This window comes from Leclercia barmai, from assembly GCF_049312895.1.
GTDB classification, from domain to species: domain Bacteria; phylum Pseudomonadota; class Gammaproteobacteria; order Enterobacterales; family Enterobacteriaceae; genus Enterobacter; species Enterobacter barmai.
In genome coordinates this window covers 54,633-77,777 of record NZ_JBMNWZ010000005.1, presented here as the reverse complement: position 1 = coordinate 77,777, position 23,145 = coordinate 54,633, and the positions used below count along the sequence as shown (strand labels likewise).

The 23,145-nt window shown below is 56.4% G+C and carries 19 protein-coding genes; 10 read left to right on the top strand and 9 right to left on the bottom strand.

From position 1 onward, the window contains the following. Positions 1–65: 65 nt before the first annotated feature. The 3 genes from ACOYA6_RS17900 to tolC all read right to left on the bottom strand — a co-directional run bounded on the left by ACOYA6_RS17900 (position 66) and on the right by tolC (position 3,496). Complete coding sequence (locus ACOYA6_RS17900) at positions 66–1,226, bottom strand: glutathionylspermidine synthase family protein (protein WP_039031766.1); 1,161 nt, start codon at positions 1,224–1,226, stop codon at positions 66–68. A gap of 2 nt (positions 1,227–1,228) precedes the next feature. Further along, positions 1,229–1,900, bottom strand: a complete 672-nt coding sequence (locus tag ACOYA6_RS17895; RefSeq protein WP_422655142.1) for a DUF1190 family protein — start codon at positions 1,898–1,900, stop codon at positions 1,229–1,231. A 174-nt stretch (positions 1,901–2,074) separates the two neighbouring features. Further along, a complete protein-coding gene (tolC, locus tag ACOYA6_RS17890) occupies positions 2,075–3,496 on the bottom strand; it encodes an outer membrane channel protein TolC (protein WP_039031768.1) in 1,422 nt (473 codons plus the stop codon). 205 nt (positions 3,497–3,701) lie between these two features. Here tolC and nudF point away from each other — a divergent pair, with 205 nt between their 5' ends. The 5 genes from nudF to parE are packed head-to-tail and all read left to right on the top strand — an operon-like array spanning position 3,702 to position 8,111. Further along, positions 3,702–4,334, top strand: coding sequence for an ADP-ribose diphosphatase (gene nudF / locus ACOYA6_RS17885; protein ID WP_039031769.1), 633 nt, complete (start codon positions 3,702–3,704; stop codon positions 4,332–4,334). Next, a complete protein-coding gene (locus tag ACOYA6_RS17880) occupies positions 4,331–4,753 on the top strand; it encodes a DUF1249 family protein (protein WP_003862516.1) in 423 nt (140 codons plus the stop codon). The genes nudF and ACOYA6_RS17880 overlap by 4 nt, the downstream gene beginning before the upstream one ends. A 28-nt stretch (positions 4,754–4,781) precedes the next feature. Next, positions 4,782–5,609: a 3',5'-cyclic-AMP phosphodiesterase gene (gene cpdA / locus ACOYA6_RS17875; RefSeq protein ID WP_039031770.1), complete on the top strand. Its 828-nt coding sequence runs from the start codon at positions 4,782–4,784 to the stop codon at positions 5,607–5,609. Further along, complete coding sequence (gene yqiA / locus ACOYA6_RS17870) at positions 5,609–6,190, top strand: esterase YqiA (protein WP_039031771.1); 582 nt, start codon at positions 5,609–5,611, stop codon at positions 6,188–6,190. Before cpdA ends, yqiA begins: the two co-directional genes overlap by 1 nt. A gap of 28 nt (positions 6,191–6,218) precedes the next feature. Then, positions 6,219–8,111 (top strand): DNA topoisomerase IV subunit B, encoded by a 1,893-nt coding sequence (gene parE, locus ACOYA6_RS17865; protein ID WP_039031772.1) that lies wholly within the window; start codon positions 6,219–6,221, stop codon positions 8,109–8,111. A 34-nt stretch (positions 8,112–8,145) separates the two neighbouring features. Here the strand turns inward: parE and rclA are convergent, their stop codons facing one another. Then, the gene (gene rclA, locus ACOYA6_RS17860) at positions 8,146–9,477 is read right to left on the bottom strand and encodes a reactive chlorine resistance oxidoreductase RclA (protein WP_422655141.1); all 1,332 of its coding nucleotides are present in this window, start codon (positions 9,475–9,477) and stop codon (positions 8,146–8,148) included. Between the two features lie 159 nt (positions 9,478–9,636). On the opposite strand from rclA, the gene rclR reads away from it, so the two are divergent. Further along, positions 9,637–10,500 (top strand): reactive chlorine-specific transcriptional regulator RclR, encoded by an 864-nt coding sequence (rclR, locus tag ACOYA6_RS17855; RefSeq protein WP_422655140.1) that lies wholly within the window; start codon positions 9,637–9,639, stop codon positions 10,498–10,500. Here rclR and ACOYA6_RS17850 read toward each other — a convergent pair. From ACOYA6_RS17850 to ACOYA6_RS17835, 4 genes are read right to left on the bottom strand one after another with little or no spacing between them, the layout of a single operon-like run. Continuing rightward, positions 10,497–13,643: a CusA/CzcA family heavy metal efflux RND transporter gene (locus ACOYA6_RS17850; protein ID WP_422655139.1), complete on the bottom strand. Its 3,147-nt coding sequence runs from the start codon at positions 13,641–13,643 to the stop codon at positions 10,497–10,499. The two genes, rclR and ACOYA6_RS17850, sit on opposite strands and share 4 nt — an antisense overlap. Beyond that, complete coding sequence (locus tag ACOYA6_RS17845; RefSeq protein ID WP_422655138.1) at positions 13,640–14,905, bottom strand: efflux RND transporter periplasmic adaptor subunit; 1,266 nt, start codon at positions 14,903–14,905, stop codon at positions 13,640–13,642. Before ACOYA6_RS17845 ends, ACOYA6_RS17850 begins: the two co-directional genes overlap by 4 nt. Before the next feature lie 41 nt (positions 14,906–14,946). Then, positions 14,947–15,288, bottom strand: a complete 342-nt coding sequence (gene cusF, locus ACOYA6_RS17840) for a cation efflux system protein CusF (RefSeq protein ID WP_039031776.1) — start codon at positions 15,286–15,288, stop codon at positions 14,947–14,949. A gap of 30 nt (positions 15,289–15,318) precedes the next feature. Further along, a complete protein-coding gene (locus ACOYA6_RS17835) occupies positions 15,319–16,698 on the bottom strand; it encodes an efflux transporter outer membrane subunit (protein WP_422655137.1) in 1,380 nt (459 codons plus the stop codon). A gap of 189 nt (positions 16,699–16,887) precedes the next feature. Between ACOYA6_RS17835 and cusR the strand changes: the two genes are divergently transcribed. Together cusR and ACOYA6_RS17825 are read left to right on the top strand one after the other, a co-directional pair. Next, positions 16,888–17,571: a copper response regulator transcription factor CusR gene (cusR, locus tag ACOYA6_RS17830; RefSeq protein ID WP_039031778.1), complete on the top strand. Its 684-nt coding sequence runs from the start codon at positions 16,888–16,890 to the stop codon at positions 17,569–17,571. Then, positions 17,561–19,033 (top strand): Cu(+)/Ag(+) sensor histidine kinase, encoded by a 1,473-nt coding sequence (locus ACOYA6_RS17825; protein ID WP_422655136.1) that lies wholly within the window; start codon positions 17,561–17,563, stop codon positions 19,031–19,033. The genes cusR and ACOYA6_RS17825 overlap by 11 nt, the downstream gene beginning before the upstream one ends. Positions 19,034–19,039: 6 nt before the next feature. On the opposite strand, the gene ACOYA6_RS17820 is transcribed toward ACOYA6_RS17825, so the two are convergent. Then, positions 19,040–19,876, bottom strand: coding sequence for a helix-turn-helix transcriptional regulator (locus ACOYA6_RS17820; protein ID WP_139563633.1), 837 nt, complete (start codon positions 19,874–19,876; stop codon positions 19,040–19,042). A 166-nt stretch (positions 19,877–20,042) separates the two neighbouring features. Between ACOYA6_RS17820 and ACOYA6_RS17815 the strand changes: the two genes are divergently transcribed. Next, positions 20,043–21,851 carry a DUF2264 domain-containing protein gene (locus tag ACOYA6_RS17815; RefSeq protein ID WP_422655135.1) on the top strand — a complete coding sequence of 603 codons (1,809 nt, stop codon included), beginning with the start codon at positions 20,043–20,045 and terminating at the stop codon, positions 21,849–21,851. A 31-nt stretch (positions 21,852–21,882) separates the two neighbouring features. Continuing rightward, complete coding sequence (locus ACOYA6_RS17810; protein ID WP_171029962.1) at positions 21,883–23,127, top strand: oligosaccharide MFS transporter; 1,245 nt, start codon at positions 21,883–21,885, stop codon at positions 23,125–23,127. Positions 23,128–23,145: the final 18 nt, after the last annotated feature.

Genomic DNA, 23,145 nt, shown 5'->3' with positions numbered 1-23,145 from the left:
TACCCGGCCTACGGGTTCGCATGGTTTTGTAGGCCGGGTAAGCGCAGCGCCACCCGGCAAATCAACTACTCCACAAAAATATGCGGATAGAAGCGCGACAGATCCTGGGTGATCAGCGCGCGATCTTCGCGAATGCCAATCCCGGCGGGCTGGTCGTTGATCAGCCAGCTGCCGATCAGCATGTAACTGTCGCCATACTTAGGTAGCTGACAGAACTGCTGGACGATCATCCCTTCTTCGCCATACGGACCTTCTACCGCTTCCACGGTGTTACCGTTTTCGATAATCGATACGTTAGCCCCTTCGCGGGAGAAAATCGGCTTTTTGACATACTTATCCATCTGCGGATAGTCATCTTCCGCGAAGTAGGCAGGCAGCAGATTCGGATGATCCGGGAACATCTCCCACAGCATTGGCAGCAGGGCTTTGTTGGAGATGATGCTCTTCCAGGCCGGCTCCAGCCAGCGCACGCCGGCGTCTTCCAGCTTGGTCGAGAACATTTCGCGCAGCATGTATTCCCACGGATAGAGCTTGAAGAGGTTGCTGATCACCTGATCCTGCAGGTCGGTAAACTGGCCTTTTTCACCGAGCCCGATATCTTCCATGTAGAGAAATTCGCTGGCAACGTCTGCCTCGGCGGCGCAGTCCTGCAGGTACTGTACCGTACCGCGATCTTCAACCGTGTCACGACAGCAGGCAAAGTGCAGCAGGTTGAAGCCGTGCTGCTCGCGCAGTTCAGCGAAGCGCTCAATCAGCTTCTCCTGCAGGCTGTTGAACTGGTCGCTCCCCTCGGGCAGGTTGCCTGCGTTCTGCTGATCTTCCAGCCAGATCCACTGGAAGAAGGCCGCCTCATACAGGGAGGTCGGCGTATCGGCGTTGTTCTCAAGCAGCTTCGGCTCGCCGGTACCATCCCACGCCAGATCGAGGCGGGAATAGAGCGACGGCTGGTTGGTTTTCCACGACTGACGCACAAAGCCCCAGGTGTGTTTCGGAATGCGGAATTTGGTCAGCAGCTCATCGCTGGCAATCACCTTCTCCACCACCTTCAGGCACATCTGGTGCAACTCTGCCGTGACCTCCTCCAGTTTTTCAACCTGGGCGAGGGTCAGCTTGTAGTAGGCATCTTCACACCAGTACGGCTCGCCGTACATGGTGTGGAAGTTGAAACCGTATTCGGTGGCTTTTTCGCGCCAGTCCGGGCGCTCAACAATACTGACTCGTTCCATTATCAGCCGCCCATGGAGCGTGTTGAAGTGCCGGCCGCGCTGCGCTGCATGGTGCTCTGTTTAGCAACAGACTCACCAAAGCCGCCGCGGGTGACGGTGCTGGTGGTAGCCGGTTTTGGCGCCATGGCGGTTTTCGGAACGGTCATGGTGCGGCCTGGCTGGGCTGCGCCGTAACCTTTACCGCTGGCATCGGTGTACTGGCCGTATGCCGGGCTGGCCGGGTTTTTCGAACTGAACAACGGCTGCTGCTGGTAGCCTGCGCCGCCGCTCATCAGACGGCCCATCATGTAACCGGCCATTAATGGCATCCATAAGCTACCGCTGGATTGTGCCTGGGCCTGGTTTTCAGGTGCCGTGCCCGCCTGAGCCGGAGCCGGTGCCTGCTGGCACTGACCTTCGCCAAATTCCGCCACGCAGTCTTCACGGCTGGCGTATTTCGGCGCGGTACGTTCCGCTTCCTTCAGGGCGTTGTTGTATGAAGCGGTACACTCCGCGCTTTTACCGGTGGCTGCAGCACAGTCATCGGCATTCTGATAGAGGGATACCGTTTCGTCGGTTTTCTCACAGCCTGCCAGCATAAACACAGCGCCCAGCGCCAGGGCGACAGGAGTGAGGTGACGAGCGCTCCAGCTTTTGCGGAACGTCGCGTGATTAATGGATTTTGTCCGTTTCATGATTGTCTTCCAGGACCCAGTGGTAAAACACAGAAAATAAGGCTCAGAATAGAGGATGAGTGGTGGAAATTGAAGCGATGGGGGCGAATCTGGGGGATCTTTACGTTGGCTTACGTTTTTTTGTCGGACAGCGCGATACTACCCGGCCAGGAGAGCCCCGGCCGGGTATAATCATCAGTTAGCGTTGGTGCTTGCAGCGGCTGCGGTTAAGCCATCAGCAGAGGCAACCTGCTGTGGATTTTCCGGAGCCACGACTTCTGGGGTAGTGGAGATGGGTTTACCCAGAGAGCCGTTCAGCGCCAGAAGATCCTGCTCGTTCAACGTACCCAGCGCCTGCTTGATGTTGAGCTGGTTAATCAGGTAGTTGTAACGGGCGTTGGAGAGCTGTTGTTTGGCGTTGTACAGCGTGGTGGTCGCATCCAGCACGTCAACGATGGTACGGGTACCTACCGCGTAGCCAGCTTCAGAAGCATCCAGTGAGCTCTGGGCAGAAACCACGGCCTGTTTGTAGGCGTTGATGCTGCTGACAGAGGCGTTCACGTTGTTGAAGGAGGAACGCACGGTCTGCACCACGCTGCGGTGCGCGCTTTCAAGCTGCTCGCTGGCACCCACAAAGTTGTACTGCGCCTGTTTGACCTGAGAATTAACCTGGCCGCCCTGATAGATTGGCAGGGAGAAGTTCAGGCCGATTTTATTCTGGCCGACATCGCTGTCGTTGTACTGGGCACCGCTGGTTCTGGAACCGCTGTAGCTGGTATTAGACACGCTGGTAGACGCGCTCAGGCTCAGGGTTGGCAGATGACCATCCTGTGCCAGGCGGATCTGCTCGCGGGCCAGATCCTGGCTCAATCGCGCCTGCAGCAGGCTGAGGTTACGGTTTTCAGCTTCTTTCAGCAGGGCATTCACCGCCTGCGGCTTTTCGGCTTTGAAGCGATCAACGTTCAGCGAGGCCAGCTGTGGATAGTAGTTACCGGTGACCTGACGCAGCTGTTCTACGGCGTTATCCAGATCGTTACGCGCCGTCACTTCGTTCGCCAGTACGCTATCGTACTGTGAACGGGCGTTCTGCACGTCGGTGATCGCTACCAGTCCCACGTTGAAACGCTGGGTGGTCTGATCTAACTGGCGGTAGATGGCTTGTTTCTGCGCTTCAATATAGGAGAGCGTGTCGATTGAGCTCAGTACTTTGAAGTAGGCGGTTGCGGTATTGAGGATCAGCGTTTGCTGGTCGGTCTGATAAGTGACATCCTGAATACCGGCCGATTTTTCCTGCAGGCTCAGGTTACGCCATCTGGACATATCAAACAGCGTCTGGGTTAACTGGAGTGAACCGCTGGTTACGTTAGAATCGACGCCATTAGCATCACGGTAACCGTTGTTATAGCTATAATCTGCACCTAAACCCAACTGTGGTAATAATGGGCTGCGTGCTTCATTAATCTTTTCAAATGCAGCATCACGATCGGCGGCGGACTTACGCAGTTCCGGGTTGCTCAGACGTGCCTGCTTATAAACCTGCATCAGGTCCTCTGCCTGACTCAACGCGCTGAAGCCCGTCAGGCTCAGGCCGATGAGGATGGGGAGCAATTTCTTCATTTGCTTTCCTTGTTGTGAAGCTCTTTGTTAGCGCTGATCTAATTAAAAAATATCTACCGATTCTAGCAGACTTCGCCACTGCAAAAGGTTGGCGTTCCGTGCCATGCGGCGGTAACTTGCACCAATTTACCATACTGAGTTAGAAACCGCAGTTAAGCAAAATTGAATTTCACGTTAACGTCACCATTTATAACAGGATGCAAACATGCATAAACCAGAAAAGATGCCAGTGACTTTCACAAAAAACGATGTAGAAATTATTGCACGAGAAACGCTCTACAGCGGATTTTTTTCACTGGAATTGTACCGTTTTCGCCACCGTCTGTTTAACGGCGAAATGAGTGGCGAAGTGAAGCGCGAAATTTTTGAGCGCGGGCATGCCGCAGTCTTGCTACCCTTTGACCCAGTGCGGGACGAAGTGGTACTGATAGAGCAGATTCGCATTGCCGCGCTGGATACCAGCGAAAGCCCGTGGCTGCTGGAGATGGTGGCCGGGATGGTTGAAGCGGGCGAGACGCCGGATGACGTCGCGCGTCGTGAGGCGATGGAAGAGGCCGGGCTGATTGTCGGGCGCACAAAACCGATTTCGAATTATCTGGCAAGCCCCGGTGGCACCAGCGAGCGTTTATCGGTTCTGGTAGGCGAAGTGGACGCCACGACCGCACAAGGTATTCACGGTCTGGTTGATGAAAACGAAGATATTCGTGTTCATGTGGTAAGTCGGGAGCAGGCTTATCAATGGGTAGAAGAGGGGAAAATCGACAACGCGGCTTCTGTCATCGCTTTGCAATGGCTCCAGCTGCATTATCAGGACTTACGAAACGAGTGGAAAAAATGAAGCGTTATACACCTGACTTCCCTGAAATGATGCGCCTGTGCGAAACCAATTTCGCCCAGCTGCGCCGATTGCTGCCGCGTAACGACGCGCCCGGCGAAACAGTGAGCTATCAGGTGAGCAACGCGCAGTATCGGTTAACGATTACAGAATCAACCCGTTACACTACGCTGGTGGAAATTGAACAAACGGCGCCTTCCATCAGCTACTGGAGCCTGCCGTCGATGACGGTGCGGCTGTACCACGACGCGATGGTCGCTGAAGTGTGTTCAAGTCAGCAGATCTTCCGCTTCAAAGCGCGATATGATTACCCAAATAAAAAGTTGCATCAACGTGACGAAAAGCATCAAATTAATCAGTTTTTGGCCGACTGGCTACGATACTGTTTAGCACATGGAGCGATGGCGATTCCGGTTTGTTAGCGTCGTGAAACCTACCTAAGGACACCATTTGGAAAGCCTGTTGAACCTGACTGTTGCTGGTGGGGCGCCAGTCAGGGTATTACAAATTACCGATACTCACCTGTTTGCCAATAAGCATGAGACCCTGTTAGGTGTGAACACCTGGGAGAGTTATCAGGCTGTTCTGGAAGCCATTCATGCCCAGAAGCGCGAATGCGATCTGATAGTCGCAACGGGCGATTTGGCGCAGGACCAAACCGCCGCGGCTTATCAGCATTTTGCTGAAGGTATCGCGAGCTTTAACGCGCCCTGCGTCTGGCTACCCGGAAACCACGATTTTCAACCTGCGATGTACAGCGCGCTTCAGGATTCAGGCATTTCTCCAGCCAAAAGGGTTTACACCGGTGACAACTGGCAAATTCTGCTGCTCGACAGCCAGGTCTTCGGCGTACCGCACGGCGAGCTGAGCGATTTTCAGCTGGAGTGGCTCGAAGCGAAACTTGAGGCCGAGCCGGCGCGTCACACCCTGCTTTTACTGCATCATCATCCGCTACCGGCAGGATGCAGCTGGCTCGATCAGCACAGCCTGCGCAACTCTGCCTCGCTGGATCAGGTGCTGGAAAAATTCCCCCGGGTGAAGCACTTACTCTGCGGCCATATTCACCAGGAGCAGGATCTCGACTGGAACGGTCGTCGCCTGCTGGCTACGCCTTCTACCTGCGTGCAGTTTAAACCGCACTGCGCAAACTTCACGCTTGATACCATTGCACCAGGCTGGCGCTGGCTGGAACTGCATGCCGACGGCTCGTTGACGACCGAAGTCTGCCGCCTGCAAGGCACCGAGTTCCGCCCGGATACCGCTTCAGAAGGATACTGATGTCTGCGCTCCTCTATCTGCACGGGTTCAACAGCTCCCCGCGCTCGGCAAAAGCGACGCTGTTTCGCCAATGGCTGGAAGTGCATCATCCCCACGTTGAGATGATCGTCCCGCAGCTGCCGCCGTACCCGGCAGACGCCGCCGAAATGCTGGAGGCCATCGTCATGGCGCACGGCGGCGAGTCCTTTGGTGTGGTGGGCTCCTCCCTCGGCGGCTACTATGCCACCTGGCTGTCCCAGTGCTTTATGGTCCCTGCTGTGGTGGTAAACCCGGCGGTGCGGCCTTTTGAGCTGCTGGTGGGCTATCTCGGCCACAACGAGAACCCCTACACCGGACAGCAATATGTGCTAGAGTCTCGCCATATTTACGACCTCAAAGTTATGCAGATTGATCCGCTGGAAGCGCCAGATCTCATCTGGCTGCTGCAACAGACGGGTGATGAAGTGCTGGATTATCGCCAGGCAGTGGCGTATTACGCCTCCTGCCGCCAGACTGTAGAAGAGGGCGGTAATCATGCCTTCACGGGCTTTGAGGATCATTTCACCCAGATTGTCGATTTCCTTGGTCTGCACAGCCTCTGACAATCGCTGCGAATTGCTAGTTTAAATCATGACGCAAACCTATAACGCTGATGCCATTGAGGTACTCACCGGGCTTGAGCCGGTTCGCCGCCGTCCGGGGATGTACACCGATACTACGCGCCCAAACCATCTGGGCCAGGAAGTTATTGATAACAGTGTTGACGAAGCGCTGGCGGGTCATGCCAAACGCGTTGACGTTATCCTGCATGCCGACCAGTCGCTGGAAGTGATCGACGACGGCCGCGGCATGCCTGTCGATATCCACCCGGAAGAGGGTGTGCCGGCCGTTGAGCTGATCCTCTGCCGCCTGCACGCGGGCGGTAAGTTCTCCAACAAAAATTACCAGTTCTCGGGTGGTCTGCACGGGGTAGGTATCTCCGTGGTCAACGCCCTGTCAAAACGGGTTGAAGTGACCGTTAAGCGCGACGGCCAGGTCTACAACATCGCTTTCGAGAACGGCGATAAAGTGCAGGATTTGAAGGTGATCGGCACCTGCGGCAAACGCAATACCGGCACCAGCGTCCACTTCTGGCCGGACGAGAGCTTCTTCGACAGCCCGCGCTTCTCCGTCTCACGCTTAACGCACATTCTGAAAGCGAAAGCGGTGCTTTGCCCTGGGGTGGAGATCACCTTCAAGGATGAGGTCAACAACAGCGAACAGCGCTGGTGCTACCAGGACGGCCTGAACGATTACCTGGGCGAAGCGGTTAACGGCCTGCCGACCCTGCCGGAAAAACCCTTTATCGGTAATTTTGCCGGTGATACGGAAGCGGTGGACTGGGCGCTGCTGTGGCTGCCGGAAGGCGGCGAGCTGCTGACCGAAAGCTACGTTAACCTGATCCCGACCATGCAGGGCGGAACGCACGTTAACGGCCTGCGCCAGGGCCTGCTGGACGCGATGCGTGAGTTCTGCGAATACCGCAATATTCTGCCGCGCGGCGTGAAGCTGTCGGCGGAAGATATCTGGGAGCGCTGCGCCTACGTCCTCTCCGTGAAGATGCAGGATCCGCAGTTTGCCGGGCAGACCAAAGAGCGCCTCTCCTCGCGCCAGTGCGCGGCGTTTGTCTCCGGCGTGGTAAAAGATGCCTTCAGCCTGTGGCTGAACCAGAACGTGCAGGCCGCAGAGATGCTGGCCGAAATGGCGATTTCCAGCGCCCAGCGCCGTCTGCGTGCCGCGAAGAAAGTGGTGCGTAAAAAGCTCACCAGCGGCCCTGCGCTGCCGGGCAAGCTGGCGGACTGTACCGCGCAGGATCTGAACCGCACCGAGCTGTTCCTCGTCGAAGGGGACTCAGCGGGCGGGTCGGCCAAGCAGGCGCGCGATCGTGAATATCAGGCGATCATGCCGCTGAAGGGTAAGATCCTTAACACCTGGGAAGTCTCTTCCGATGAGGTGCTGGCGTCCCAGGAGGTGCATGACATCTCTGTGGCGATCGGTATCGATCCGGACAGCGAGGATCTGAGCCAGCTGCGTTACGGCAAGATCTGTATCCTTGCGGATGCGGACTCCGATGGTCTGCACATCGCCACCCTGCTGTGCGCGCTGTTCGTGAAGCACTTCCGTACGCTGGTGAAAAACGGCCATGTGTATGTGGCGCTGCCGCCGTTGTACCGTATCGATCTCGGTAAAGAGGTCTATTACGCCCTGACGGAAGAAGAGAAAGCGGGCGTACTGGAGCAGCTCAAGCGCAAGAAGGGCAAACCTAACGTGCAGCGCTTTAAAGGGCTGGGCGAGATGAACCCGCTGCAGCTGCGCGAAACCACGCTCGATCCAAATACCCGCCGTCTGGTGCAGTTGACCATCAGCGATGAAGACGAGCAGCAGACCAACGCGATGATGGATATGCTGCTGGCCAAGAAGCGCTCGGAAGACCGCCGCAACTGGCTGCAGGAGAAGGGCGACCTGGCGGATATCGAGGGCTGATACCTGAAAACCCTGCGATGCAGGGTTTTTGCTTTCAGGGGCAGATAAAGCCGGCAAACAGATCGTTCAGCGATTCACTCATCGTAGGATGGGTGAAAATTTGATCCCGCAGAGCGGTATACGGCAGCCCGGCATCCATCGCCGTTTTGACGATATTGACCATTTCATGTGAATCCGGGCCCAGCAGTGACACGCCTAAAATCAGATCGCTGTCGGCATCTATCACCGCTTTGAGCACACCACGGGTATCATCGATGACTCTTGCACGCGGGATAGCCGCAACGGGCAGGGTGGCAACCTTGATGTTTAACCCGCTGGCGCGCGCCTGCTCCTCCGTCATACCCACCCGTGAAAGCGGGGGCGTCATAAACACCGAGTAAGGCACGTTCTGGCGATCGTCCGTTGTGCGCTTCCCTTCACCCAGCAGGCTGTCCCGGACGATCCTGAAATCGTCGAGTGAGATATAGGTAAATTGCAGCCCACCCGTCACATCCCCCATCGCCCAGATATTATCGGCAGAGGTACGCAGGTATTTATTGACGATGATGCCTCCGCGGCTATCGACATCCACACCCGCATTCTGCAACTGCAGCTGTTCCGTGGCCGGTTTGCGCCCGGAAGCGACCAGCAATGCGTCAACGTCATCAACCCCCTCTGGCGTATGGATGAGTACGCGACCCTCCCGGGAAGAAAGCGCCTGCACCCGGGCATTGAGGATAATGTTGACGCCATCATCACGCAGCAGGGCTGCTATGGCATCGGCGACATCACGATCTTCGCGCGGCAGGAACAGGGGAGCCGCTTCGTAGATGGTCACTTTGCTGCCAAAGTTGGCAAAAATCGACGCGAATTCCACTCCGATGTACCCCCCACCGAGAATGCCGAGGTGCTCTGGCTGGGTGGTCAAATTAAGCAGTCCGGTGCTGTCATACACGCCGGGCGTGGTGGTGATCCCGTCGATATCCGGGACGACAGATTGCGCGCCAGTATTAATGAATATCTTGTCACCCTTAAGTTCAATCACCCCGTCATCCTGATACACGCGAACGCTGGTGTTATCGATAAACTCAGCCCGCCCATTAATGATGTCAACGTTCTCTGACTGCGCCAGATTGACGTAATTTTTCTCACGTAAAAATTCCACCACAGAGGATTTACGTTCCATTGCTGCGGCAAAGCCGTGTTTCTGGTGCGCACCATGAACCAGGGTCTTGGTTGGGATACAGCCGATATTGATGCAGGTTCCGCCGTACATTGAACTGGACTGTTCAACGATCGCCACTTTCCACCCCTCTTTTGCCAGGGTTGCTGCCAGAGTTTTTCCCGCCTTGCCAAATCCGATAATGATTGCCTGATACTGTTCCACAGCGTCTCTCCACGTGTCTGGATGAATATTTGATGTGAGAAGTATACCGACGAGGGTTAAAAAGCCGCTTCTCCGTAACGCTGGTAATACTGTTCAATCGTCTTTTAATTGGCTATTACTGTATAATTTGAACCTTAATTTCCTGTTCAGGAGTCCGACATGGATGCGCTAAGCCGTTTGCTGATCCTTAATGCAGCCGAAGGGAGTATCGATAAAAACTGCCATCTGAGTCACGACTGGCAACTGCCCCATGCCGCAGGCGATCTTGCGGTCATTCGCTGGCATACGGTTACCGAGGGCGGTGCCGAGGTGGAGCTTCCTTCTGGTGAGATTTACACCCTGCGCCCGGGAAGGGTGGTGATCCTGCCGCAGAATTCCGCCCATCGTTTGAGCCAGAAAGGGGAGGCGCGGACCTTTATCGTCTGCGGCAGTTTGCAGCTCCAGCCTTCGGCGCGTTATTTCCTGACGGCACTGCCAGAAGCCTTGTGGCTGGCGCCGGATGCTGACAGCACCACGTTTCGCTGGTTGCAGGCGGCAATCGCCCTGATGCAGCAGGAGTCCAGCGCGGATCGGCCCGGCTCGAACCTGCTGTGCAGCCAGCAGGGGGCGGCGCTGTTTGCGCTCGCGGTGCGTGACTGGCTGACCCACAACGCCTCGTCCGAGAAAAACGTGCTGAATCTGCTGCTGCATCCCCGGCTTGGCACGGTGATCTTCCAGATGCTGGAACAGCCCTCCCACCCCTGGACCGTTGAAGCGCTGGCAGGTCGGGTACATATGTCACGCGCCAGCTTTGCCCAGCTTTTTCGCGAGGTGTCTGATTCAACCCCCCTGGCGGTGCTGACAACCCTGCGGATGCAGATTGCTGCCCAGGCCCTGTCACGCGATTCGCGGTCAATCCTGCTGATTGCCGAGTCGGTGGGCTATGCCAGTGAATCGTCTTTTCATAAGGCCTTCACCCGGGCGTTCGGTTGCACCCCTGGGGAATACCGAAAACGGGTTCAGGCCCTGGGACAACCCGGTTAACCCTCGGTGCGGCGGGATCTGCGCAGCCACATGAGTTTATAGGCCGCGGGGATGATAAACAGCGACAGCAGCGGAGCGGTAATCATCCCGCCAATCATCGGGGCGGCAATCCGGCTCATGACCTCTGAGCCGGCCCCGGTGCCCCATAAAATGGGCAGTAACCCGGCAATGATCACCGCTACCGTCATCGCCTTAGGCCGCACGCGCAGAACCGCACCCTGATACAGCGCCGCATCCAGTTTTTCGGCGCTGAAAGTGTGCGGATTGTCCAGGGAAGGATCCGCCTCAATGGCATGGCGCAGATACATCAGCATCACCACGCCAAACTCTGCGGCGACCCCTGCCAGAGCGATAAACCCGGTACCGGTGGCAACCGACAGATGAAACCCCATCCAGTAGAGGAACCAGATCCCCCCCACCAGCGCAAAAGGCACGCTGGTGATAATCAGCAAGGCTTCGCCAACGCGGCGGAAGGCCAGATACAGCAGTATAAAGATGATCATCAGCGTCATGGGTACCATCAGTTTCAGCTTCTGGCTGGCGCGCTCCATATACTCAAACTGACCGGAGAAGGTCACGCTGGTGCCTGGCGTGAGCTGCACGTTTTCGGCGATCGCTTTTTTGAGATCGTTCACGACCGACAGCATGTCGCGATCGCGGGAATCGATATAGATCCAGCCTGTGGGCCGGGCATTTTCACTTTTCAGCATCGACGGCCCGGACGTCACCTTCACCTCGGCGACATCCGCCAGCGTAATTTGCTGTTTCATCGGGGTCAGGATCGGCAGCTGGCGCAGCTGCTCCAGGCTGTCGCGATAACGTTGCGGATAGCGGATGTTAATCGGATAGCGCTCGATGCCTTCCACCGTTTCGCCGACCATCGCCCCGCCAACCGCAGAGGTGATAAACAGCTGCACGTCAGCGGGGGTCATGCCGTAACGAGCGGCTTTCTCACGCTGAATATCGACGTTCAGGTAACGCCCGCCGACCAGCCGTTCGGCCAGGGCAGACGTCACGCCGGGTACCGTTCTGGCGACCACTTCGATCTGTTCCGACAGGGCGTCGATATCCGCCAGCACCGTGCCTGACACTTTGATGCCAATCGGGCTTTTTATCCCGGTCGAGAGCATATCAATGCGGTTACGGATGGGCGGTACCCAGAGGTTCGCCAGTCCTGGCAGACGTACGGTCTTATCCAGTTCAGCGATGATTTTGTCCATCGTCATCCCCGGTCGCCACTGATCTTCAGGTTTCAGCTGGATGGTGGTTTCCACCATCTCCAGCGGCGCGGAGTCGGTCGCCGTTTCGGCTTTCCCGGTCTTGCCGAAGACGCGGGCCACTTCCGGCACGGTCATGATCAGTTTGTCGGTAATTTGCAGCATTTGAGCCGCCTGCGCGGCCGATATGCCCGGCAGGGTGGAGGGCATATACAGCAGATCGCCCTCATTGATTTGCGGCAGAAACTCACCCCCCACTTTACTGAGCGGCCAGATAATCGTCAGGATCGACAGCATCGCCACCAGCAGGGTCGCTTTCGGCCAGTGCAGCACCTTCAGCAGCAGCGGGTGGTACAGGCGGATCAGCACGCGGCTCAAGGGATTACGGCTTTCTGCCGGGATTTTACCCCGGATCCAGAAGCCCATCAGGACCGGGATCACCATAATAGCCAGCAGCGCGGCCCCGGCCATCGACCAGGTTTTGGTAAAGGCCAGGGGGCCGAACAGACGACCTTCCTGGCCTTCGAGGGTAAAGATGGGAATAAATGACAGGGTGATGATCAGCAGGCTGATAAACAGCGCCGGACCCACCTCTACCGAGGCGTTGGTGATCACCTGCCAGCGGGTGGCGTTGGACATCTTCTGCCCTGGATGCTGGTGGTCCCACTCCTCAAGGCGTTTATGGGCATTTTCAATCATCACGATGGCGGCATCGACCATTGCCCCGACGGCGATAGCAATCCCGCCCAGCGACATGATATTGGCGTTAAGCCCCTGAAAATGCATGATGATAAAGGCAAAGCACAGGCCCAGCGGCAGTGAAATAATCGCCACCAGCGCCGAACGTAAATGCCAGAGAAACAGGGCGCAGACCAGCGCAACCACCACGAACTCTTCCAGTAACTTATGGCTCAGGTTGTCAATCGCCCGGTCAATCAGCTGGCTGCGATCGTAGGTGGTCACGATCTCCACCCCGTCTGGCAGGCTCTTTCTGAGGGTGTCCAGTTTCGCTTTTACCGCTGAAATGACCGCCCGGGCGTTTTTACCGGAACGCAGGATCACCACGCCCCCGGCGACTTCGCCTTCGCCGTTGAGGTCGGCAATGCCGCGGCGCATCTCGGGGCCAATCTGGACCCGCGCGACGTCACGCAGATAGACCGGCACACCATCGGCACCGGCTTTTAAGACGATGCTGTTGAAGTCATCAATGCTCTGCAGATAGCCGCTGGCCCGCACCATATATTCCGCTTCGGAAAGCTCAACCGAGGAGCCGCCTGCTTCCTGATTCGAGGCATTCAGTGCCGATTTAACCTCTGCCAGGCTGATGCCGAACTGGGTCAATTTCTGCGGATCGACCAGGATCTGATACTCTTTGACCACGCCGCCCACCGACGCCACTTCCGCCACGTCAGGGATCGTTTTCAGCTCATACTTCAGGAACCAGTCCTGTAATGAACGCAGCTCGGCGAGATCGTGTTTGCCGCTGCGATCGACCAGCGCATACTCAAAGATCCAGCCCACGCCGGTGGCGTCCGGGCCTATTTCGGCACTGACCCCTGCGGGCAGTTTACCCTGCACCTGATTGAGGTACTCCAGTACACGGGAACGCGCCCAGTACTGATCGGTGCCGTCCTCAAAAATGACGTACACGTAGGAATCACCAAACTGTGAAAAGCCGCGCACCGTTTTCGCCCCCGGCACCGAGAGCATGGTGGTGCTCAGCGGGTAGGTGACCTGGTTTTCCACCAGCTGTGGCGCCTGTCCGGGATACTGTGTTTTGACAATCACCTGAACATCGGACAGGTCCGGCAGGGCATCAACCGGGGTGTGAATAATGGTCCAGGCACCCCAGATACTGAGAAATAACGCCCCCATCACGACCAGGAAACGGTTGGCTACCGAACGGCGAATAATCCATTCAATCATTGTTCATGTCCTTGTGCTGACGTGTCGGCCGCGCGCATCCTGTCGAGGGCACCGGCGATATTGGCCTCGGAGTCGATCAGGAACAGGCCGCTGGACACGACTTTTTCCCCTTCAGCAATCCCGCTGCGGATCGCCGTCACCCCCTGCGACTCATGGGACACCTGGACCCGCTTCGGTACAAAGCGCCCGTCGGCATTAACGGTGATCACCCGCTGCTCGTCACCGTTGTCAATAAGCGCCTTAGACGGGATCAACAGCATGGGCTGACTTTTGCTGTTCAGCTTCAGCCAGGCATTCATGCCCGGTTTCAACGACTCATCGGGGTTATCCACCAGCAGCCGCAGTTGCAGCGTCCGGGTGGTGGCATCAACGCTTGGCAGCAGCGACCATTTCCTGATGGCGAAGGATTTATCCGGCCAGGCCGGAACCGAAATCGCCAGCTGTGACGCATCGGTGATCATCCATGCGATGGATTCCGGTACCGCAGCGCTGATCCACACGGGATCCATTCCCTGGATTTTGGCGACAATATTGTCTTTGGCGATGTTCATCCCGGCGCGCAGGTCAAAGGCAGTAATGACGCCATCAATCGGCGCTTTCAGGGTAAACCGGGTCTGGATTTTACGGCTCGCTTTCAGGCGACGAATATCCTCATCAGGCATACCGGCCAGCCGCAGGCGCTCAAGAATGCCTTCGGTCTGGGTGCCGGTTCCGCCGGTGTCACGCAGCAGTAAATATTCACTTTGCGCTTCAACCCACTCCGGTATGGTCAGCTCCACCAGCGGCGCGCCTTTTTGCACTTTATCCCCGACGGTGAGGGGGTACACTTTCTCGATAAAACCGGCCGACCGCGCCTGGATAATCGCAATCTGGTAATCGTTGTAGCTGACGTTTGCCGGGTAAGTCTGGCGATATTCCAGCGACCCGCGGCGAACGGGCTCTGTCTTTACGCCGAGATTCTGGGTCTGAGTGGGATCGATGCGGATCCCCGGCGCAGCGGCGGCGTCCGCATCGCCATCGGCGTATTTTGGTACCAGATCCATATCCATAAACGGCGATTTGCCGGGCTTGTCGAAACGGGTATTTGGATACATCGGGTCATACCAGAACAGCACTTTCCGCGAGGCGTGTTCTGCATCATGAGGAACATCAGCCGTTGAATGTGCTGCTGAAAAATAAGAGGACACACCCGCTGAAAGTATCCCGCCGAGTATTACGCCGCTGACCAGAAGCGCGGTGTTTTTAGGGGTAAAAAACGTCATATTATTGCCCATGCACGTTCCATTGATGATGTACGCCACGATTAATCCTGGCGGCGAATATCCTGCAACAGTGAGATATTGCCCTGCTGGATAAACGTAAATTCGACCTGGTCACCCACTGTAATGCCCTGGATTTGCGATGCCTGGGTGAAGGTAAAACGCATCGTCATCGCTGGCCAGTTCAGCGCGGCGACGGGGCCGTGGGCAATGGTGATTTTTTTCGCGTCCGGATCGATGAGTTTGACTTCACCCGTGGCCTGCACGATCTGCTCTTGCTGTGCAGCCGGAGCCGCCGCATGCATTGTGCTCATCTCACTGGCTGTCGCGCTAAAGGCGACAGCAGAAAAAAGGCTGAACAGAACGGCTTTAGAGACGATATTCATGGTTACTATTCCTTAAGTTGGGTGATGTCGTTATTCAATCCAGCCGCCACCGAGGGCGGTGAATAAGGTAATTTCGTTGACCTGACGGGCATAATTAAGGTCGAGTAAGGTCTGTCGGGTGGCAAACAGGGAGCGTTCGGCATCCAGCACTTCGATATAGCTGACCGCGCCATGCTGATAGAGGGTCTGAGCGCGCTGCAGGGTAATCTGCAGCGAGGCCAGATAACGCTTCTGGGCTGCGAGCTGATCCGCCAGGCTCTGGCGCAGCGCCAGGGTGTCGGCAACCTCTTTAAAGGCGGACTCTATTTTTTGCTCGTAATTCACCACCGACTGTTGCTGGCGAATTTCCGCTAAATCCAGGCTGGATTGATTACGCCCGGCGTTAAAAATAGGCAGCTCGATTTTGGGTATAAAATTCCACATCCCGTTTGAAAACAGGCTTGAAAGATCGGTACTACTGCCGGATAACGAGCCGGTCAGGGTGATGGAGGGGAAAAAGGCCGCGCGGGCAGCGCCAATATTCGCATTGGCAGCCAGCAGACCATGTTCGGCCTGCATAATATCGGGACGCTGCAGCAGGATCTGCGAAGAGAGCGATGGCGGTAACGTCACGCCATTGATATCCACCTCGCTCACCGCGGTATCATCCGGCAGGGTGTTATAGGTGCCCAGCAGCAGCTGTAACGCATTATTCGCCTGCGCCAGTTCCCCTTTGCGTTTCGCAATATCGCTGCGGGTACTTTCAATAACCCCGCGCGCTTGCTCCAGTGCCAGCACGTTGCTGCTGCCGGTCACCAGCTGTTTCTCTATAAAAGCGTATGACTGCCTGTAATTGGCTAACGTCTCCTGAGCAACCTGTAATTGCGCATACGCCAGTCGCTGCCTGAAATAACCTTGTGACACATTTGCGATGAGGAGAATATGGACCGCACGGCGTGCTTCTTCGCTGGCAAAATAGTTCTGCCGTTCGGCTTCACTCAGATTTTTTAAACGGCCAAAGAAATCGAGATCGTAATTGAGATCCAGCCCGGCCTGATATTGCTGCCGGGTGCCGCTATCGTCCGCAAGTTTACCGCTCCAGGTTTTACTCGCGGTCGCGTTGAGCTGCGGATAGCGGTCGGCATCCGTCACGCCATATTGCGCTCTGGCTTCCTGCACCTTCAGCGCCGCCATTCGCAGGTCGCGGTTATTCAGCAGGGCTTCACCGATCAACTTTTTCACCTGCGGATCGCCAAAGAACCTCCGCCAGCCCGTATCCTGATAATTCGCAGGCGTCGACACCAGCTGATTCTGGCTAAGGGAAAATTGCTGTGGAACCGGGGAATCAGGGCGTGAATAATTCGGTGCCAGGGAAATACAGCCCGTCAGAACAAATATCCCGCTGAGCGTCAGTAATTTTAAATTGTGCATAGTTTTTATGGCCCGGACAGGACGCTTAATAATGGGTATGTCTCAGTGGGGCTTACTCTACAAAAGGGACTCTGTTTGACGGGTGACAGGAAAATGACAAAGCTGTCATTTTGCGATTAAGCCATTGCTATCCGATCCCTCTGCCCTACAATCAAAAACTCGCAAATAAGGTGCAGGGAGAAGGGCGTCATGAAGCTGCTGATCGTCGAAGATGAGAAAAAAACGGGTGAGTATTTAACCAAAGGATTGACCGAGGCCGGGTTCGTCGTCGATCTGACGGATAACGGGCTTAATGGTTACCACCTGGCGATGACCGCCGACTATGATCTGCTGATCCTCGATATCATGCTGCCGGATGTGAACGGCTGGGACATTGTCAGAATGTTGCGTGCAGCCAACAAAGGCATGCCCATCCTGCTGCTGACTGCGCTGGGCACCATTGAGCACCGGGTTAAGGGGCTTGAGCTGGGCGCGGATGACTATCTGGTGAAACCCTTCGCCTTTGCTGAACTGCTGGCGCGGGTAAAAACGCTGTTACGCCGTGGCGCTGCCGTCATTGTCGAAAGCCAGTTTCAGGTAGCCGATTTAACCCTCGACCTGGTCAGCCGAAAAGTCACCCGCAGCGGCACCCGCATTACGCTGACCAGCAAAGAGTTTACCCTGCTGGAGTTCTTTATTCGTCACCAGGGCGAAGTCCTGCCCCGTTCGCTGATTGCCTCGCAGGTGTGGGACATGAATTTTGACAGTGACACCAACGCCATTGATGTGGCAGTGAAAAGGCTGCGGGCAAAAATTGATAACGACTTTGAGCCGCGGTTAATTCAGACGGTGCGCGGCGTAGGCTATATGCTTGAGGTTCCGGATGATCTTTAAGCGCTCCTCCCGGCCATTTTCTCTGGCCACGCGCCTGACATTTTTTATTAGCCTTGCCACTATCGCCTCTTTTTTTGTCTTTACCTGGATAATGATCCACTCCGTAAAGGCCCATTTTGAAGAGCGTGATATTCACGATATGAAGCAGATTGGCGCCACGCTGGAGACGGTACTGAGCCATCAGGAAGAGCCGGAAAAACAGCGGCTGGAAATCCTGCAAAATGTGGTCGCAGGCTACGCCAGCGTCTCGGTCATGCTGCTGGATACCGATGACCGACCCGTTTTCCAGTCTGCGATCGGACCCGATCTGAGCGCTATTCTCCGCGATCCCGCGCTTGCCCGTGAGTTACGCGCCGGGAATGTCCTCTCATGGCACGATCCTTCTCCTCATCAGGGAATGCATAATAACGAGCCGATGGACAACAGCACCTGGCGCTTAATGATGCTGCCCATCGGCAAAAAAGCCGATGGCACCCAGGCCTATAATTTACTGATGGCGTTATCGATCAATTTTCATCTTCATTATATTAACGACCTCAAAAATAAGCTGATGATAATGGCCTCGATAATCAGCGTTATCGTGATCTTTATTGTGCTGTTTGCCGTCTATCAGGGGCATAAACCTATCCGCAGCTTAAGTCAGCAGATCAAGAATATTAGCTCCGCAGATCTGGGTGTCCGGTTAAATAACGAAGATGTCCCTATTGAGCTGGAACGGCTGGTGATCTCCTTTAACCATATGATTGAGCGCATTGAGGATGTCTTTAACCGGCAGGCCAATTTTTCTGCCGATATTGCCCACGAAATGCGCACCCCGATCACTAACCTGGTGACGCAAACCGAAATCGCCCTCAGCCAGCCGCGGAGTGCCAGAGAGCTGGAGGAGGTGATGTACTCCAGTCTGGAGGAGTTCTCGCGGATGTCGAAAATGGTCAGCGATATGCTGTTCCTTGCTCAGGCAGACAACAACCAGCTGATCCCCGAGAAAGAGACGCTGGACCTGGCGGCGGAGGTCACCACGGTATTCGACTTCTTTGAGGCCCTGGCCGAGGAGCGCGGGGTGGCGCTCAGGCTGGAAGGGCACACCAGTCTGGTGGAGGGTGACCCGCTGATGCTGCGCAGGGCTTTGAGCAATTTACTCTCCAATGCCATCCGCTACACGCCGCGCGGGGGCACCATTACCGTCCACCTGCGCGCCGGGGAGGGGGAAGTCCATATTATTGTGGAGAACCCCGGCCCCCCCATTGCGCCAGAGCATTTACCCCGGCTGTTCGATCGTTTTTATCGGGTCGATCCCTCCCGGCAGCGCAAGGATGAAAGCAGCAGCGGAATCGGTCTGGCTATCGTTAAGTCCATTATTACCGCCCATTACGGCCGGGTATCCGTTGAGTCAGATATAAAATCCACGCGCTTTATTCTGACCCTGCCCGCGAAGCACCGCCAGCAGATCCCGGTGCAATAAACATTCTCAGCCGGTGTGATTCTTCCTGTACTGTAAGGGCGTCTCGCCGATGCCCTTTTTAAACGCGCTGATAAAATAGGTCACGTCCGAAAACCCCACCCGCGCGGCAATCTCCCGCACGCTGGCATCCGAGTGCAGCAGGCACTCGCAGGCTTTGCGTAACCTTAACGTATTCAGATAATCGTGAATTTTCTCGCCCGTTTCGGCATGAAATTTCCGTGATACGTAGCTGCGGGATTTCCCCAGCTCATCTGCCAGGGCATCAAGGCTGAATTTCTGTCGATAGTGCTCATCCAGCCAGAACATCACCTGGCTGGCGATACCCTGACTGTTCCCGGGCTGGCCTTCGTCATCGTGCGGCAGCATGGCGAACAGGCCGATCAGCAGGCTGGCGACACGCTCGCTGTTCAGCGGCGGGGGGTAGCAGCTGAACAGATGATCGATATGGCTGTGGCAGTGCGCCACGTCCGCCACCCAGGCCTCTCCCCCGCGCCGGGACAGCTTCTTTAGCCGCTGCTGGGTCTGGGGAAAATCGCGAAGGGCTTTCATCACCGCATGCTGGTCGAGATGAATAATGGTCCGGCGATAGTTCGCCTCAGCCTGGGGATCGACCATCACCTTATGCAGGGTGAACGGCGGGAAGAAAAACAGCCTGCCGGGGCGCATGGTGTAGTGGCGATTATCGACAATCGCCACGCCAAAGCCCTCTTCGACATAGAGAATTTCCAGACACTGGTGCCAGTGGTGATAGCGCACGGTGTTGGCGAACAGGCGACTGAACGACACGATGGTATCGTTCAGGGCAATCAGCTCAAGGTGTTCCGCCGTCGGGGTCTCGCGCATAGTGCAATAAAACTCAACTTTTTCCTTTTCCTGCCCCTTTATAAACCACCTTTTTAAATTTCCTCAACTGCGGGTTTATTCATCTCTCACTCCTGTGACCCGGCTAACATTTCTGCACCTTGCTGATTAACTATGCTTTGCCGCAGTTGATTACGAGGACGAGCCTATGTGCGCGGTAAACAAAGAAAAATCAAATCCGTTGTCATCCCGCCAGGATCTGGTGGCGTCGCTGAACAGGCTGCTGACGGCTGTGGACAAGCAGTTCCCGGCGGGCAGCTCCCGTTTTTCACTGGGCGATACCTGTGCCCACTACGCCACGGATGTTGCCGAGATGGAGGGGCTGTCCCGGGTGCTGTGGGGGCTGTTTCCGCTGATGGCCGCAGGGGACAGCACGCCGTTCAGCGACAAGTACATCACCGCTATTAAAGAGGGCACCGACCCACAAAGCGCAGGCTACTGGGGCGAAACCGCGCCTTACGATCAGCGGCTGGTGGAGATGGCGGCCTATGGCCTGGGGCTGGCGCTGCTGCAGGAGAGGCTCACGGATCGCTTCAGCGAGCGCGAGGTGATGAACCTGCACGCCTGGCTGAATCAGATCACCGACGCGACCATGCCGGACAGCAACTGGAACTACTTCGCCATTATGGTTCAGCTTGGCTTTAAGCGCGCCGGGCTGCCGTACGACCAGCAGGCCATCGATCGCCGCTTCGCCATGATGGACACTTACTATCTGGGGGATGGCTGGTACTCCGACGGCCCGGGTCGGCCAAAAGACTACTACATCTCCATGGCATTTCACTTTTACGGCCTGATCTACGCCACTCTGAGCGGGGATGACGCCCGGGCAGCGGTGCTGCGCCAGCGCTCAGCGCTGTTTGCGGAAGATTTTATCTATATGTCGGCCGCCGACGGCGCATCGGTGCCCTTTGGCCGCAGCCTGACCTACCGCTTCGCGATGGTCGCCTTCTGGAGCGCGGTGGCCTTCTCCGGGCTGGAGGTCTTCACGCCGGGCATCGTGAAAGGGATCGTTCTGCGTCATCTGCGCTGGTGGCAGCAGCAGCCGATTACCGATCGCGACGGCATCCTGACGCTCGGCTTTGCCTACCCGAATCTGGCGATGTGCGAGGACTATAACGCGCCGGGCTCGCCCTACTGGGCGCTGAAAACCTACCTGATCCTGGCCCTGCCGGAGAGCCATCCGTTCTGGCAGGCACAAGAGCAGCCCTTGCCTGCGCTGGCCGAAAAACGGGTCATCCCCCATGCCGGGCAGATCCTGATGCAGGCGGATCACGTCACGATGCTCACCGCCGGGCAGCTGGAGCTGAACAACTACGTCAACACCGAGGCGAAATACACCAAATTTGCCTACTCCAGCCGCTTTGGTTTCACCATCGAGCGCGGACGCTTCGGGCTTAAACATGCCGCCTGTGACTCCATGCTGCTGCTGGCGGATGGCGATAACTACTTCCGCGGACGCCGCGAATGCGGGGAGGTTCGCGTCGACGAGAACTTCATCTTTTCGCGCTGGTCGCCGTGGCATGACGTCCACATCGAGAGCTGGCTGGTGCCGTTCGGCGAGTGGCATCTGCGCCTGCACCGTATCAACAGCGCGCGCACCCTACAGACGGTGGAGGGCGGGTTTGCGGTCATGAAAACCGACCCCCGGCTTATCGGACGCGGCAGTTTCCTGAATGCGAAGAACGGTAGCAGCGCGATTGTCGATCTCTCGCCGGCCATCACCCGTCAGCCCGACAGCGTGGTGACGCCGCCGAACAGCAGCATCATGTTTGCGGAGTGTGCCGCCATTCCGGTGCTCACCACCACGCTTTTACCTGGAGAGAGCTGGCTGTGCAGCGCGGTGCTCGCCACCGGGGAAGAGATTCAGGAAGCAAACACTCCGCAACTGGACATAAAAGATAACCGGGCCGTGATTTGCGCGTCCGGAAGCGAACGTAAGCTGTCGTTCATTTTATAAGCGCCTTACCCTGGATATCGGCGAGGATGGTATGAGTAACAAAACTGAATATTACAAAATCAGCAGTTTTATTTTTCTCTATTTCTTTACCTGGTCGGCCAGTATTGGCCTGCTGGCAATCTGGCTCGGGCAAAAAGCGAATCTGAGCGGTTCGGTCATCGGCACCGTATTTGCGGTGAACGGCGTCTTCTCCGTTATTCTCAAACCGATCTACGGTTATATTCTGGATAAGATCGGCATGAGCAAATACCTGCTCTATTTCGTGGTGGCGATGTCCGCCCTGATGGCGCCGTTCTTTATTTACGTTTATCAGCCGCTGTTAATGTCCAACACCATGCTGGGGATTATTATCGGCGCGCTCTATTTAAGTTTCGCCTGGTATGCGGGCGTGGCGGCGTGCGAATCCTATTCCGACCGTTTCAGCCGTCTCAACGGTATGGAGTTTGGTCAGATCCGCATGTGGGGATCGCTCGGCTGGGCGGTGGCATCTTCGTTCTCCGGCCTGCTGTTTAACCTCTCTCCGGCGTACAACTTCATTATGGGCAGCGTGGCGTCGGTGATCATGCTGATTGTCCTCCTGAGCCTGAAGGTGAACACTAACTCGGCGCACGCCGGTGAGGTGCTGACCAAAGAGAAAATCGCCCCGGCGGATGTCTATGCCTTACTGCGCAGCCGCAAGTTCTGGGCCTTCTGCCTCTACGTGGCGGGCGTGGCGTGGATGATGTTTATCGCCGAGCAGCAGTTCTCCCGCTATTTCGTCACCTTCTTCGATGATGTTCACCAGGGCAACGCGGTGTTTGGCTATCTGGGCACCGTCCAGTCGGGGATGGAGTTCGTCATGTATATGGTGATCCCGCTGTTCGTGAACTTTATTGGCGCCAAACGCGGGTTATTAATTGTTGGCCTGATTGTCGGGGCGCGGCTGATTATTTCCGGAATGTGCGATTCGCACCTGCTTATTTCCGTTCTCAAGCCGCTCTACGGCCTGGAAATCTGTCTCCTGCTGGTGTCGGTCTTTAAATATATCGCCGAGCATTTCGATAAACGCGTCAACGCCACCATGTACCTGCTGGGCTATCAGGCGATGCTCTACGTCGGCAACGTGGTGGTCTCTTCCCCTGCGGGATATATGTATGACCGCATCGGCTTTGAGCAGACCTATATCATCATGGGCGCTACGGCGCTGACCTTTACCCTTATTTCCGCCTTCACGTTATCCGCCTGCCAGAGCAAATGGCGCGGGGCAAAAACGCTGAACGTTGCAGAACACCACTAATTTACGCCGTCAAAGAAG